At 63.7% G+C, this 13,825-nt stretch carries 14 protein-coding genes; 7 read left to right on the top strand and 7 right to left on the bottom strand.

Features of this window, described 5'->3' with window-relative positions; translation table 11 throughout:
• Positions 1-34: 34 nt before the first annotated feature.
• The 5 genes from ACVNHC_RS00935 to ACVNHC_RS00915 all read right to left on the bottom strand — a co-directional run bounded on the left by ACVNHC_RS00935 (position 35) and on the right by ACVNHC_RS00915 (position 4,653).
• Positions 35-1,081 (bottom strand): L-idonate 5-dehydrogenase, encoded by a 1,047-nt coding sequence (locus ACVNHC_RS00935; RefSeq protein WP_457166196.1) that lies wholly within the window; start codon positions 1,079-1,081, stop codon positions 35-37.
• Between the two features lie 6 nt (positions 1,082-1,087).
• Positions 1,088-2,365, bottom strand: a complete 1,278-nt coding sequence (locus ACVNHC_RS00930) for a TRAP transporter large permease (RefSeq protein WP_050470944.1) — start codon at positions 2,363-2,365, stop codon at positions 1,088-1,090.
• Positions 2,362-2,871 (bottom strand): TRAP transporter small permease, encoded by a 510-nt coding sequence (locus ACVNHC_RS00925; RefSeq protein WP_457166195.1) that lies wholly within the window; start codon positions 2,869-2,871, stop codon positions 2,362-2,364. Before ACVNHC_RS00925 ends, ACVNHC_RS00930 begins: the two co-directional genes overlap by 4 nt.
• A gap of 62 nt (positions 2,872-2,933) precedes the next feature.
• Entirely contained in the window at positions 2,934-3,911 is a 978-nt protein-coding gene (locus ACVNHC_RS00920; RefSeq protein ID WP_122519534.1) for a TRAP transporter substrate-binding protein, read from the bottom strand.
• A gap of 22 nt (positions 3,912-3,933) precedes the next feature.
• Entirely contained in the window at positions 3,934-4,653 is a 720-nt protein-coding gene (locus tag ACVNHC_RS00915; RefSeq protein WP_050471359.1) for a GntR family transcriptional regulator, read from the bottom strand.
• 204 nt (positions 4,654-4,857) lie between these two features.
• On the opposite strand from ACVNHC_RS00915, the gene uxuA reads away from it, so the two are divergent.
• Both uxuA and ACVNHC_RS00905 read left to right on the top strand, forming a co-directional pair.
• A complete protein-coding gene (gene uxuA, locus ACVNHC_RS00910; protein WP_457166484.1) occupies positions 4,858-6,081 on the top strand; it encodes a mannonate dehydratase in 1,224 nt (407 codons plus the stop codon).
• A gap of 96 nt (positions 6,082-6,177) precedes the next feature.
• Positions 6,178-6,615 carry a YqaA family protein gene (locus tag ACVNHC_RS00905; protein ID WP_019962933.1) on the top strand — a complete coding sequence of 146 codons (438 nt, stop codon included), beginning with the start codon at positions 6,178-6,180 and terminating at the stop codon, positions 6,613-6,615.
• Here ACVNHC_RS00905 and ACVNHC_RS00900 read toward each other — a convergent pair.
• Complete coding sequence (locus ACVNHC_RS00900; RefSeq protein WP_457166194.1) at positions 6,576-7,589, bottom strand: glycosyltransferase family 2 protein; 1,014 nt, start codon at positions 7,587-7,589, stop codon at positions 6,576-6,578. The genes ACVNHC_RS00905 and ACVNHC_RS00900 overlap by 40 nt on opposite strands.
• A 139-nt stretch (positions 7,590-7,728) precedes the next feature.
• On the opposite strand from ACVNHC_RS00900, the gene ACVNHC_RS00895 reads away from it, so the two are divergent.
• Positions 7,729-8,586, top strand: a complete 858-nt coding sequence (locus tag ACVNHC_RS00895; protein ID WP_457166193.1) for a ChbG/HpnK family deacetylase — start codon at positions 7,729-7,731, stop codon at positions 8,584-8,586.
• A 17-nt stretch (positions 8,587-8,603) separates the two neighbouring features.
• Here ACVNHC_RS00895 and ACVNHC_RS00890 read toward each other — a convergent pair whose 3' ends face one another.
• Positions 8,604-9,362: a hypothetical protein gene (locus tag ACVNHC_RS00890; protein ID WP_058900480.1), complete on the bottom strand. Its 759-nt coding sequence runs from the start codon at positions 9,360-9,362 to the stop codon at positions 8,604-8,606.
• Positions 9,363-9,532: 170 nt separating this feature from the next.
• Between ACVNHC_RS00890 and ACVNHC_RS00885 the strand changes: the two genes are divergently transcribed.
• The 4 genes from ACVNHC_RS00885 (at position 9,533) to ACVNHC_RS00870 (ending at position 13,819) form a co-directional block, all read left to right on the top strand.
• A complete protein-coding gene (locus ACVNHC_RS00885; RefSeq protein WP_019962929.1) occupies positions 9,533-10,474 on the top strand; it encodes a LysR family transcriptional regulator in 942 nt (313 codons plus the stop codon).
• Positions 10,475-10,605: 131 nt separating this feature from the next.
• Complete coding sequence (locus ACVNHC_RS00880) at positions 10,606-11,598, top strand: tripartite tricarboxylate transporter substrate binding protein (protein ID WP_122519537.1); 993 nt, start codon at positions 10,606-10,608, stop codon at positions 11,596-11,598.
• Positions 11,599-11,808: 210 nt separating this feature from the next.
• Positions 11,809-12,312: a tripartite tricarboxylate transporter TctB family protein gene (locus ACVNHC_RS00875; protein ID WP_019962927.1), complete on the top strand. Its 504-nt coding sequence runs from the start codon at positions 11,809-11,811 to the stop codon at positions 12,310-12,312.
• A 13-nt stretch (positions 12,313-12,325) separates the two neighbouring features.
• Entirely contained in the window at positions 12,326-13,819 is a 1,494-nt protein-coding gene (locus ACVNHC_RS00870; protein WP_457166192.1) for a tripartite tricarboxylate transporter permease, read from the top strand.
• The last annotated feature ends 6 nt before the right edge of the window (positions 13,820-13,825 follow it).

Below are 13,825 nucleotides of genomic sequence, written 5' to 3'. Positions count from 1 at the left end.
CCACGCAGGCGAGACAATCGGTGCAGGGGACGCCTCAGGCGCTGGCGAAAGTCAGGCTGACCTTGATCGCCTGCGAGCGGTCACCGGCAATGCGGAAGGCCTCTTCCGCGTCGTCCAGCGCAAAGCGGTGGCTGATGACCGGCTTTACATCGATCTCGCCGCTGTCGATCAGGCGGGCGGCCAGCGCATATTCCTCGTGGAAGCGGTGCGTGCCCACGAACTCGATCTCCTTGCCGACGATCAGGTTGACCGGAATGGGCAGATCGCCGGTTACGCCGACCTGCACGATACGGCCGCGCGGGCGGACGCATTCGATGGCGGCGCGCAGGGCAGGGGCCGCGGCGGAACACTCGAACACCACGTTGAAGTGGCCCTTGTCCGCCTTGAAGGGCTCCAGCGCTTCGGGCTGGGTCATGACATTGATGGTCTGCGTTGCGCCCATCCGCGTTGCCACGGCCAGTGTCGCGTCCTGCAGATCGGTGACGGTGATGCTGGCAGCACCCGCCCGTCTGGCAGCGGCCAGGCAGAGCAGCCCGATGGGGCCTGCGCCGGTGATGAGCACGTGGCGGCCTTCCAGTTGCCCGGCCTGATTGGCTGCATGCAGGCAAACAGCCAGCGGCTCGGCGCAGGCCGCCTCCGCATGGTCCACATGCGCGCCGACGGGCTCGCACTGGATGGCATCGGTGACCACAAGATCGCGGAAGCCGCCCTGTTCATGGGGAAAGCGCAAGGCCGATCCCATGAAGCGCATGGCCAGGCAGTGGGCGAAAAGCCCTTCCGTGCAATATTTGCAGGTGCGGCACGGACGGCTGGGATTGACGGCGACTTTCTGGCCCAGGTTGAGCGAGGTAACGCCCTCGCCAAGGGCTGCGATGGTTCCGGCAATCTCGTGGCCGAGGATGATCGGCTCGCGGACGCGGATGGGGCCGAAGCCGCCATCCTGAAAGTAGTGCAGATCCGAGCCGCAGATCCCGCCCGCGCCGATGGCGACAAGCACCTCACCGGGGCCGGGCTGCGGCACGTCCGCCGTTTCAATGCGCAGGTCATGCTGGCCGTAAAGGCGGCACACGCGAGTTTCCATGACGGTTCAATCCAGAAGATAGGCGGGCAGCCAGGTCGACAGTCCGGGGATATAGGACACGAGCAGCAGCACGATGATGTTGGTGATGAGGAAGGGCGTGATGGCCCGGATGACCGGCGACAGCGGCAGCTTGGCGATGTTGGCGCAGATGAACAGGCACACACCCACGGGAGGCGTGGTGAGGCCGATCATCAGGTTCAGCACCGCAAAGGTGGCGAAATGCAGCGGATCGATGCCGACACCCTGCGCAAGGGCAAGGAGCGGCACGAAGAGGATGATCAGCGCCGCGATGGTTTCCATGAACATGCCGACAATCAGCAGCACGATGTTGATCAGCAGGATCACGACGAACTTGTTGTCGGTGACGGACAGCACGCTCTGGGCAATCATCTGCGGGATGCGCTCGGAAACGAGGATCCAGCCGAAGACATTGGCAAAGCCGACGAGCGCCAGGATGGCCGCCGAGGAAACGGCGCTGTCGATGACGATCTTCGGCACTTCGCGGAGGGGCAGTTCCCGGTAGAAGAAGGCGCCGACGACGAAGGCATAGATGCTGGCGACAACGGCGGTTTCCGTGGGCGTGGCAAGGCCCGTCAGCAGGCCGCCGACGATGAGGCCGGTCATGGCCAGAGCCCAGAAGGCGCCGAGGAAAGCGAGGCAGAGCTCGCGCACACCCTGCCAGGGCTGGCGCGGAAAGCCGCGGCGCACGGCGATGATATAGGTCGTCACCATCATGGCGAGGCCCATCATGATGCCGGGAACGGCACCGGCCATGAACATCTTGCCAACGGAGATGCCGGAGAGGGCGCCGACGATGATCATCGGCACGCTGGGCGGAATGATCGGCCCGACGGTGGAAGAGGCTGCCGTGATTGCGGCGGAAAAGTCCGCCGGATAGCCGGCCTTCTTCATGCCGGGGATCATCATGCCGCCGATAGAGGCCGCATCGGCCACGGCGGTTCCGGAAATGCCGCCGAAGAGCATGGAGCCGGCGACATTGGCCTGTCCCAACCCGCCGCGCATCCAGCCCACCAGCGCATTGGCAAAGCGCACGATGCGCCCGGTGATGCCGCCCCGGTTCATCAGGTTGCCGGCCAGGATGAAGCCGGGAATGCACAGGAGAACGAAGACATCGATACCGGCAAACATCTTTTGCGGCATGACGACGAGAGGAATGCCCTTGAACCAGAGGTAGGTCATGGAGGCGAGGCCCAGCGTCACCGCAACGGGGGCGCCGATGATCAGGCCGAGGGCGAAGACGCCGAAGAGAATGGCAAGGCTCACGGGGTTTCTTCTCCGGCTGCCTGCGGCAGGCCGTCACTTTCGCCGGTGGCGATGGACAGGAAGCGCGCGAGGGAAAAAATGCAGAGCGAGACGAGGGCAACCAGCATGCTGGCGTGAATGAAGTCCATCCGCCAGGTCAGGGCGGGAGACGTCTGCAGGGCGCCGATGGAGGTGAAGCGCCAGGCCGGGCCGATCAGGATCAGGCACAGCATCGCCGTCAGCAGGGCCGACAGCGCCCGCAGCAGCTTCGGCCAGGGGGCGGGCAGGCTCTCGCAGACCAGATCCACGTTGACCAGGTCCCCGCTGCGATAGGCAAGGCCGAGGCCGATGGCGGCGACATAGAGCAGGGCGAAGCGGGTGAGTTCCTCTGTCCAGACGGGTGACGAATGAAAGAGCGTGCGCCCGAACACCTGAACGAGCACGGCGCCCATCAGGATGAAAAAGGCGGCTCCGGTGGCAAAACGGCTGACCGCTGCCACAAGCGCGAGGGCCTGTCTGAAAATCATGATTGTCTCCCGAAGGAGGCATGCTGCGGCCCGGGCGAGGTGCCGGGGCCGCAGCCGCCTTTTCACTTCATGAGGTCTTCAACGATCGGGCGGATTTCCGGCTTCACATTGGCCAGAACGGCCGGACGTGCCTTTTCGGCGAAGGCGGCAGCATCCACCTCGACAAAGGTCATGCCGGCAGCCTGAAGCTCCTTCACGAGGTTTTCCTCGTCGGCAAGGAACAGCTCGCGCTCATAGGCCTGCGCCCGCTTGGCCGCTTCCAGGACTGCGGCCTGATCTTCGGCGCTGAGCTGCGACCAGGTCATTTCGGAGATCGTGAGATAGATCCAGGAGCGCACATGCTCGGTCTTGTTCACGAACTTCTGCACTTCGGCAAAGTTGGCCGACTTGATCAGCGCCAGCGGGTTTTCCTGCGCATCGATCACGCCGGACTGCAGCGAGGTGAAGACCTCCGAGAAGGCCATCGGTGTGGGCTGTGCGCCCAGCGTCTTCCAGGTGTCGACGAACAGCGGCACGTTCGGCACGCGCAGGCGCAGGCCCTTCAGGTCATCGGGAGACTTGATCTCGCGGTTGGCGGTCAGGTTGCGCGGGCCGCGGGCGAAATAGGCGATGGGGCGGATCTGGGCGCGTGCCACGATCTCTGCCTTGATGTCCTCGCCGGTCTTGCCGGAGGCAACCTCATCCATGTGCTCCAGCGACTTGTAGGCGTAAGGCACGGCCAGAAGGGCTGCCATGGGCGCCCAGTTCTGCAGGCTTTCGCCGGTGATCGTCATGTCGGCCGTGCCAAGCTGCATGCCGTTGATCAGGTCGACTTCCTTGCCGAGGGACTCGTTCGGATAGACCTCAACCTCGATACGGCCGTCGGTGAGCGCCTTCAGTTCCTCACCGAACTTCACGGAGGCCTTGTGCCAGGTGTTCTGCTCGTTGGCGAGATGGCCAAGCTTGAGCACGCGCTCCGCGGCAAGGGAAGGGTTGCCAAGGGCAGCCAGGCTGGCAAGCCCGATGGCGGCGGCAAGGGCCTGCCTTGTGAAACGACGCATGTTTTTCCTCCACTTCATGTGATTATGGGGTGACTTGCACCTCTTCCATGTCGAACAGTTCCGGCCGGGCGGCCGCGATGTTCGGCAGGTCTTTCAGGATCTCCCGCAGATGGATCCGCATGGCCTCCTCGGCGGCTTGCGGGTTGCGGGTTTCGATCGCATCGACGATGGCCTCATGCTGGGCGATGAGGCGCGAGATCGGAAAATCGGCGAAGCTGAGATAGCGCACCCGGTCCATCTGGGCCTTGACGCTTTCCACCACGTCCCAGGCATAGGTCTTGCCGATGGCGCGGGCCATGGTGTGGTGAAAGGTTTCGTCCAGCGCCATGAACACATCCTGCGCATCGGGAGCGGCCTCGCGCTGGCGGGCGATCTGGGCACGCAGGTCCGCGATGATGGCCGGTTCGGGCTCGCTGGCCAGCAGGTGAACCACATTCGCCTCGATGGCCTCCCGCACGAAGCGGATGTCCATCACGCGCTTGATGGAGATCTTGCGCACCAGCGTGCCGCGCTGCGGGCGGACCTCGACAAGGCCTTCCTCTGCGAGCTTGATGAAGGCTTCCCGCACGGGCTGGCGGCTGGAGCCGAAGCTGCGCGCCATCTCCGCCTCGGACAGAAGGGCGCCCGGCGCCAGCTCACCGCGAATGATGCGCTGGCGCAGGTCACGATGCACCAGCTGGCCGACGGGAACGCCCGCTTCGGATGCGGCAAGTGGTCTGAGCGGCAGAATCTGACCCGTCATGTTCCCGTCCATTTTCCACACTCTCCTCTTGCCAGCATCATTTTCCATACTACCATACAAGTCAATATCAAACTACCATACTAGTCGGCAGGGGCGAGGGCATGCTATGCCTTCCCCCTGAAAGAGGCGGCAAACCGGGGCAACCGGAAGGCCCGAAGGACCGGCCGGGCCAGAAGCGGCAGGCCGGAAACAGGAGTGGAACGCGTGCGGCAGACCTGGCGCTGGTTTGGTCCCAAGGACCTTGTGAGCATTGACGACATGTTGCAGGCGGGCGTGGAGGGCGTGGTCTCCGCGCTTCATCACGTGCCGAGCGGCGCGGTGTGGACGCCTGAGGAAATTGCCCGGCGTCAGCGGGAGATCGCCACGCGCGCCGATGGCAGCCCGTCGGGAATCGCCTGGGAGGTGGTGGAAAGCCTTCCGGTCTCCGAGGATATCAAGAAGCAGAAGGGCAACTGGCGCGAGCACATCGAGAATTACAAGGTCAGCCTGCGCAATCTGGGCGCGGCCGGCATCGAGGTGCTGTGCTACAATTTCATGCCGGTGCTGGACTGGACGCGCACGGATCTGGCCTGGCGGGTGGACCATGGCGGCACCTGCATGCGCTTTGACCATGCGGATTTCGCCGCCTTCGACATTCACATCCTGCAGCGCAAGGGGGCGGCAGAGGACTTCCCGGCCGAGATCGCCGAAGAGGCGGCCCGCCGCCATGCGGGCATGAGCGAGGAGCAGAAGAAGGCGCTGGCCATCAACGTGGCCTTTGGTCTGCCGGGGGCTGCCGAGCACATGACGCTGGACGATGTGCGGGCGCATCTGGCCGAATATGGCGCGATCAATGCCGATCAGTTGCGCCGCCATTTCATCGCCTTCCTGGAGGAAGTGATCCCGGTTGCGGAGCAGGAAGGCATCCGCATGTGCTGCCATCCGGATGATCCGCCCTATCCGCTGCTCGGCCTGCCGCGCATCATGTCGACGGAAGCCGATTACGAGACGATTCTCTCGGCGGTGGACAATCCCTCCAACGGCATCACCCTGTGCTCGGGCTCGCTGGGCGCCCGTTCCGACAATGACCTGCCAGGCATGATGCGGCGTCATGGCTCCAAGGTGCATTTCCTGCATCTGCGCAACGTGAAGCGCGAGACGGACGCGCTCTTCGGCTCCTTCCACGAGGCAGAGCACCTGAAGGGCAATACCGATATGGTGGCGCTGCTGGCCGAGGTGGTGAAGGAAGAGGCGCGCCGCAAGGCCGAAGGCCGCAAGGATGTGTCGATCCCCTTCCGCCCGGATCACGGGCAGGACATTCTCGATGACCTGAAGCGCAAGGCACAGCCCGGTTATCCCGCCATCGGCCGGCTGAAGGGGCTGGCGGAACTGCGCGGCATCGTCACCGCTCTGGAGCACGCAGAGCACGGGCTTCTTGCCCGCGCCTGAGGCTTGTCCTCAGGACTGGCACTTGATCATGCGCTGCCGCAGGGCTACCTGCGGCAGCGCATCGCATTTGCGGGCAGGATTGAGAGGCAGCAGCGGATGAATGGACTTGGCAGTCTGGCCGGATTGTTTCTGGCTGCCTTTCTGGCGGCCACGCTGCTGCCGGCCCAGTCCGAAGGGGTGCTGGCGGCGCTGGTGATTGCCGGAGGCTGGCCCCTGTGGCTGCTGGTGGGCGTTGCCACGGCGGGCAATGTGCTGGGCTCGGTGGTCAACTGGTTGCTGGGGCGCGGGATTGCCAGTTTCCGGCACAAACGCTGGTTCCCGGTTTCGGACAAGGCGCTGGCGCGGGCTGAGGGCTGGTATCACCGCTATGGCCGCTGGAGCCTGCTGTTCGCCTGGCTGCCCGTCATCGGTGATCCGCTGACCGTGATTGCTGGCACATTGCGCGAGCCGCTGGGCATCTTCCTGCTGCTGGTCACCATCGGCAAGGCCGGGCGTTATGTCCTCGTGGCGCTGGCAGCTTCCGGGCTGGCCTGAGATGCGCAGGACAGGGAGCCTGCATCCGCATGGCCTTCCGCCGGCCGGTAGTTGCCGACAAAATAAAGCGGGCGCTGCTTCGTTTCGTTGAAGATGCGGCCGACATATTCACCCAGAATGCCAAGCGAGATCAGCTGCACGCCGCTGAGGAACAAGAGGCCGACCATGAGCGAGGCATAGCCCGGTACGTCGATGCCATGAAGCAGCACATCGGTCACCAGGATGAGCGCATAAATGATGGCGATGAAGGAGACCAGAATTCCGGCGATGGAGGCGAGCCGCAGCGGGACGGTGCTGAAGGCTGTCAGCCCGTTCAGCGCAAGCCCAAACAGACGCCGCATGTTCCAGGCGCTTGCCCCGGCCGTGCGCTCGGCCGGCTCGTAGGGGATCTGCTTCTGGCGGAAGCCGACCCAGAAATACAGGCCCTTCATGAAGCGGGCCCGCTCGGGCATGGATTTCAGCGCATCCAGCGCCGCCCGGTCCAGCAGGCAGAAATCACCCGCGCCGCGCGGCAGCTTGATGTCGGAAAGCTGTGCCAGCAGCTTGTAGAAGGATTTCACGCAAAGGCGCTTGACCATGCCTTCGGACGGGCGGACGGCCTGGGTGGCGTGGATGATCTGAAAGCCCTCGTCCCAGGCCGCGGCAAGCTCGATGATCTTTTCGGGCGGATGCTGCAGATCGGCATCCATCAGGATCGCCGCATTTCCGCGCGCATGGTCGATGCCGGCGGTGATGGCGATTTCCTTGCCGAAATTGCGCGACAGGGCGAGGATGCCGATGCGCGGGTCGACGGCGGCAAGGCCTGCAGCCACCTCGAGCGTGCGATCGCGGCTGCCGTCATCCACCAGCAGGATCTCAAAGCTGCGGCCAAGCCCTTCCAGCACCGGAACAAGCCGGGCCATCAAGGGCGCCAGATTTGCAGCTTCATTGAAGCATGGTATCACGACCGAAAGTTCTGGAGCCTTGCCGTTCATCTCTCTCGCATCCCGGTCCAGGGACGGCAGCCCCCGCAGCAGCTGAATAGCGCCGTATTCTTTTCACAGTGTTTCTGTTGGCTGTTTACCTAAAGCAAGAGGAAAGGTTTTTCAAAGGGTGGCGTCTGATAAAAAACAGGTGATTCTGAGCGCTGATGACTATGGGCTGACGCCGGGCATCAGCGAGGGCATCCGCCAGCTGCTGCGCCAGCAGCGCCTGACGGCCACGGCAGCCATGACGGTGAGCCCTTTCTGGGCAGAAGAGGGACGTCACCTTCTGGCCGGGGCGGAGCAGATCGATGCGGATACCGGGCTGCATCTGACGCTCACCGATCACATTCCCCTGACCCAGATGCCGAGGCTGGCGGAAAGCGGGCATCTGCCGTCGAACGGGCGGCTGATCATCATGGCCCTGCGCGGCCAGCTTGAGGATGAGACCATCCGGCAGGAACTGGCCGGGGAGATCGCCGCCCAGATCGATGCCTTTGTGGCTGTCATGGGCCAGGTGCCGGATTTCATCGACGGGCACCACCACTGCCACCAGCTGCCGGTGATCCGCGATCTTGTGCTTGAGGCCTTCGCAGCCCGCATCGCCCCCCAGGGCGGCTACCTGCGCCTGTGCCAGGAACCGCTGCCGGCCATCCTGAAACGCGGCAGGGCCGTTCCAAGAGCGGCCGTCATCAGCGCGCTCGGGCAAGGCTTTGCCCGCAAGGTGAAGGCGGCGGGGTTCAAGGCCAATGACAGTTTCCGCGGCGTGCGGGATTTCACGGCGCGGGAGAAGACCGGCGATCTGTTCGGCCGGTTCCTGAGCGGCGAGGGGGAGCGGCCGCTGATCATGTGCCATCCCGGCCTCGTCGACGGGCATCTCATCGGGCTCGATCCGCTGACGGATCTGCGCGAGGCGGAACTGGCCTATCTCGCCAGCGATGCCTTCGCCGCGCTTCTGGAAGAAAAGAACGTCCAGCTCGTCCGGTTCAGCGGCTTTTCCGTCCGCTGAACCGGAGAGCATCAGGGTCAGCCGGTGATGGTCAGGCTGATCTCCAGCCGGTCATCCCAGCGGGCTGTCCAAAGACCGGGAGCAGGGGCGTTCTGCACGCCGCTCATGGAACCGGTGATGATCCAGTCTCCGGCCTTGAAGCCGCCGAACCGGTCACCGCCTGCATTGACATAGGCCGTCAGCGAGCCTGCCGGATCGATGTCATTGGGCGTGAAGGGCTCCGGCGTGCCGTCCCGCATCAGCACGAGGCGCTTTACCGGGGAGAGGATATCGCCGGTGAAGGGCACCGGTGTGCCGAGGACAAGGCCGTCATTGGACAGGCAGTCGGCGATCTTCTCTTCCACTTCCACATCCTTCACCAGCCACCGCGAGGCGCACAGCTCAAAGGCCAGAGCGTAGTGGGAGACAGCGGCAAGGACGTCCTCACGGGTGTAGGGTTCGCCGTCGCGGAAGGGCAGATCCTGGCCAAGCTGCAGGGCGATCTCCGTCTCCAGGGCGTTGACGCGGCCAACGCTGGCGGGGCTCGTGAAGATGCGGCTGCCGTGGATCGGGGCGGTCATCGCGCCCTTCGGGCCGGTTTCGGAGGTTTTCCAGTGCCGGACCGGAGCATCGCCCAGCAGCGCATGGACGCGGCGCTGGATCTCGTAGCCTTCCAGCATGGATTGCGGGCGGGCTTCTTCCGGCAGGCGCTCCAGCGCGCCGCCCTGACGGCGGCATTCGGCGAGCATGGCACTGGCCTGCGTGAGGCGGGCTTCAAGGGCGGCATCAAGCTTCATTGTTCCAGGTATCTCCGGTTCGGGGCCGTGAGGTTAATCAGGTTCATGCGGGCTTGAGAAGGTCAATTCTGCCAAGGGTCATCGCCCGATACCTTCGCCGCTGTTCCTGAAAGGAGACCTTTCGCCTTTATCGAAGCTGTGACAGCATCCCGCCCGGGAGATTCTTCAAGATGAAAGAACTGACACTCCGGCAGGTCGAGGTCATCCGCGCCGTGATGATGGCCGGGACGATTGCGGGCGCCGCCAAGCTGCTGAACGTGTCGGCGCCCGGCGTCAGCCGCCTGATCAAATACACAGAGGATTCGCTCGGCGTGCGCCTGTTCGAGCGCAAGGCGGGGCTGTTCGTGCCGGTGCCCGAGGCGCAGAAGGTCTTCGACATGGTGCATCAGGTCTACCGGCAGATGGAGAACCTGAACCAGGCGGTGTCCTCCCTGCACAAGGGTGAGGAATTCACCCTGTCGATTGCCTGCGCCCCCTCGATTGCCCAGTTCATCGCCGCACGCGCCATCCGCAATGTGCGCCAGCGCTTTCCCGATCTCTTCATCGACCTCAACATCCTCAAGATCGAGGAGACCCTCGATTACCTGCTGCTGGAGCGCGGCGAGTTCGTGATCATGAGCTCGGCCATGGACAATCCGGCGGTGGATTGCCAGAAGCTGGTGGAGGGGCGGCTTGTCGCCGTGGTGCCGGAGGGGCACCGGCTGGCGGAAAAGCCGGTCATTTCCGTGCATGATCTCATGGAAGAGCCGATCATCGGCATCGATGAGAGTGATCCATACGGGCGCATCCTGTCCCACCCTTACCGGGACGCCGGGCTGGAGCCGCGTTTTTCCATGCGCGGGCGCTTTGCCCAGACGATTGTCAGCCTCGTCCGGCATGGGCTGGGTGTTTCGGTGATCGACGAATTCTCGGTTGCGGAGGTCTACATGCCCGGCCTCGTGCGGCGCCCGCTGAAGGAGCCCGCGTCAATCAACGCCTGGGTGCTGACCAAACATGGACGGCAGCTCTCCAGCTTCGCCGAATTCACCGTCGAGCGTTTCCGCCACGAACTCCAGCGCGCCCGTGCCCGCGAGGCCTGGGACCCCGCACCTTCAGCAACGGGAACGGGCTGAGATGCTGGATTAACATCATGTTACTATGACGGCAAAATCGGTATTTGCTGTTATCTCTGACTTCTGGCAATCAAGAGTTCGGGCGGCTCAAAAGGAGAATGGGCCGGGACCGTTCAAATGGGAGGATCTTCATGAAGAAGACGCTTATCGGCGCAGCTCTTGCGCTTGGGCTTGCTGTTGTTCCGGCTCTTGCCGAATATCCGGACAAGGAAATTCAGGGCATCATCCAGTGGGGCGCAGGCGGCTCCACCGACACGGTGATGCGTGCCGTCACCCCGCATGCCGAAAAGGCGCTGGGCGGCAAGATCATCATGCAGAACGTCACCGGCGGCGTTGGCGCCCTGGCGCTCAACATGGTCGAGGCCGGTGATGCCGATGGCTACACCATCCTGTTCGGCGCGGAAAACCCGCTGCTCTACAAAGTGATGAAGCTGGGTGAGAAGGACTATTCCGACTTCACCCCGATCAATGTTCTGGCGCGCGGTATCCCGATCCTGGTGGCCCGTCCGGATGCTCCGTTCAACACCTTTCAGGAGATGATCGCCTATATCAACGCCAATCCGAAGGCGGTGAAATTTGGCTCCACCGGTCCGGGCGGCCTGCCGTCTGTCGTGACCGCGATGATCAACCAGAAGACGCCGATCGACGTGACCTTCGTTCCCTACGACGGTGACGGCCCGGCCCTGACCGCCCTGCAGGGCGGCGCCATCGACGTGATGCCGGCGGTGCTGGGCGCTGCGGTCGAGAACATCAAGGCCGGCACGATGAAGCCGATTGCCCTGTTCGACGTCGAGCCCACCCCGGCCCTGCCGGACGTGCCGACCATCGTGTCCACCAACCCGGAATTTGCCGAACTGCTGCCCTGGGGCCCGTTCTTCGGCATTTTCGTGAAGAAGGGCACGCCAGATGACGTGGTTGCCAAGCTGGTGGCCGCTTATCAGGAAGGCGCAAAGAACGAGGACTTCCTCAAGCTGATGGACAGCCGCGGCTTCAAGATGATGTCCTATTCCGGCGCCGAGGCGGAAGACTTCCTGTCGAAGTGGCAGTCCACCACCAGCTGGCTTGTCTGGGAAGCGGGCCTTGCCAAGGCCTCGCCTGAGGAATTCGGCATTCCCAAGCCCTGATCCTCGCCATAAACCAGAAAACGCCGCCTGATCTTCCGGGGCCTGGCCGCCGACGGCAAAGGGAAAGCACCCTGCCGGGCCTCGGGAAACGCTTCTGAAGCAGCCTGCATCATGCATGATTTCATGTGACGCAGGCTGCCGAAGAGGGGCGGCGTTTTGCATGGGCAGATGGTAAAACCCTGCCTGCCTGATCCGGCTGCTGGAGGTCACATGGAAAACCCGCAACCCCGCCGCTCCTTTGAACTGGTTTTCAGCTTCTTCATGTTCGGCGCCAGTCTGTTCCTGTTCTACACCGCTTACGGGATTTCCGGCTTTGAGGCCTTGTCCGCACCGGGCGGCGTGCCGATGATGACGACCGGTCTGATGACCGTGACCTCCGGCATGGTGCTGATCCAGACCCTGCGCAAGCCCGCAGAAGGCAACCAGTGGGCCCTGCGGGAGATCCTGCCGCTGCCTGTGGTGCTGATGACCGTGCTGATCACGGCCTATGCCTTCCTGCTGAAGCCGCTTGGCTTCATCCCCACGTCCTTTCTGTTTCTGGTCATCGGCATCCGCATCCTGACCCGCCGCAACTGGGGCTGGACGGTGATGGTCTCGGCCTTCAGCATTCTTCTGATCTGGGTGATCTTCCGGCTGATCTTCTCGGTGCTGATGCCCGCCGGCATCGTGCCGGAGGCGGAAATCCTCGCCTTCTTCCGCAAGCTCATGGCGTAAGGCAGAGACCCTGATGGATATTCTCAACGCTCTTCTCGTGCCGCTGCTGGACATCAAGCTGCTCGCCCTCATCGCGGCAGGCACCATGGCCGGCATCTATATCGGCGCCATTCCCGGCCTGTCGGTGACGATGGCCGTCTCGATCCTGATTTCCTTCACCTTCTCCTGGGACGTGTTGCCCGCCCTGTCGCTGATGATCGGCATCTTCATGGGCGGGGTGTATGGCGGCTCGCGCACGGCGATCCTGCTCAACATCCCCGGCGCACCTTCGGCCATCGCCACGGCGCTGGACGGCTATCCCATGGCCCAGCGGGGCGAAGCGGGTGAGGCCATTGGCGTCACCACCGTCATGTCCTTCTTCGGCGGCCTGATCGGCATTCTGGTGCTCGCCCTGGCTGCGCCTGCCGTATCCGATTTCGCCATCCGCTTTCAGCCGCGCGACTTCATGCTGCTGGCCATTCTCGGCCTGCTGCTGGTTGGCTCCCTGTCGGGGGAAAGCCTGGTGAAGGGCGTCTTCGCAGGCTCTCTGGGCCTGATGATCGGCTCTGTCGGCCTCGACCCGCTGACCATGGACCAGCGCTTTACGTTTGGCTCCCCGTCGCTGATGGGCGGCATCTCCTTCATTGCCGTGATGATCGGCATGTTCGGCGTGTCCGAAGCCCTGATGCAGCTGCACACGATCAAGTCCGAAGCGGTGAAGCAGAAGATCAGCCGCATCGTTCCGGGCTTCAGCACCATCCGCAAGCATCTGCCGTTGTCGCTGCAGACCTCGGCCATCGGTGTCGTCGTCGGTGCGCTGCCCGGCACGGGCGGGGATATTGCCGCGCTGATGGCCTATGATCACGCCAAGCGTGTGACGAAGGATCCGGAAGTGCCCTTCGGCAAGGGCGCCATCGAGGGGCTTGTTGCCCCCGAGACGGCGAACAACGCCGCTGTCGGCGGGGCCTTCATCCCGATGATGACGCTCGGCATCCCCGGGGATGCGGTGACGGCCATCATGATCGGCGCGCTGTTCATCCACGGCCTCAATCCGGGGCCGCTGCTGATGGTGCAGCAGCCGCACATGTTCTGGTTCATCGTCAGCGCGCTGATGATCGCCAACTGCTTCATGCTGCTCTTCGGCCTCACCGGCATCCGCCTCTTCGTCAAGGTGGTGGAACTGCCGCGCGGGCTGCTGATCCCGCTGATCCTGCTGCTGTCCATCGTCGGCGCCTATGCGGTGAACAACCGGCTGGGGGATGTCTACTGGATGCTGGGCTTCGGCGTGCTGGGCTATTTCATGCGCCTTTATGGCTATTCCCTGGGTCCCGTCATTCTCGGCGTGATCCTGTCGCGCCTCCTGGATGACAACTGGCGCCGGGCCATCATCTCGGAGCAGGAAAGCCTGCCCATGCTGTTCAAGGGCATTCTCACCAGTCCGCTTTCGGCCACGCTGATGGCCGGTGTGGTGCTGATCCTTCTGTCCAAGACGCCGCTCTGGCGCCGCATTTTCCGCAAGCGAGCCTGACACGCC

The sequence above is a fragment of the Pannonibacter sp. Q-1 genome (assembly GCF_054073275.1).
The sequence above is the reverse complement of the archived record's forward strand: the minus strand, read 5'-3'. Positions and strand labels throughout refer to the sequence as shown.

Bases quoted from the DNA above. Each gene is read 5' to 3' on its own strand.
- ACVNHC_RS00920 (WP_122519534.1), bottom strand. From the start codon at position 3,911: ATGCGTCGTTTCACAAGGCAGGCCCTTGCCGCCGCCATCGGGCTTGCC.
- ACVNHC_RS00900 (WP_457166194.1), bottom strand. From the start codon at position 7,589: ATGAACGGCAAGGCTCCAGAACTTTCGGTCGTGATACCATGCTTCAAT.
- ACVNHC_RS00875 (WP_019962927.1), top strand. From the start codon at position 11,809: ATGGAAAACCCGCAACCCCGCCGCTCCTTTGAACTGGTTTTCAGCTTC.
- ACVNHC_RS00880 (WP_122519537.1), top strand. From the start codon at position 10,606: ATGAAGAAGACGCTTATCGGCGCAGCTCTTGCGCTTGGGCTTGCTGTT.
- ACVNHC_RS00925 (WP_457166195.1), bottom strand. From the start codon at position 2,871: ATGATTTTCAGACAGGCCCTCGCGCTTGTGGCAGCGGTCAGCCGTTTT.
- ACVNHC_RS00885 (WP_019962929.1), top strand. From the start codon at position 9,533: ATGAAAGAACTGACACTCCGGCAGGTCGAGGTCATCCGCGCCGTGATG.
- ACVNHC_RS00890 (WP_058900480.1), bottom strand. From the start codon at position 9,362: ATGAAGCTTGATGCCGCCCTTGAAGCCCGCCTCACGCAGGCCAGTGCC.
- ACVNHC_RS00935 (WP_457166196.1), bottom strand. From the start codon at position 1,081: ATGGAAACTCGCGTGTGCCGCCTTTACGGCCAGCATGACCTGCGCATT.
- ACVNHC_RS00915 (WP_050471359.1), bottom strand. From the start codon at position 4,653: ATGACGGGTCAGATTCTGCCGCTCAGACCACTTGCCGCATCCGAAGCG.
- ACVNHC_RS00870 (WP_457166192.1), top strand. From the start codon at position 12,326: ATGGATATTCTCAACGCTCTTCTCGTGCCGCTGCTGGACATCAAGCTG.
- ACVNHC_RS00905 (WP_019962933.1), top strand. From the start codon at position 6,178: ATGAATGGACTTGGCAGTCTGGCCGGATTGTTTCTGGCTGCCTTTCTG.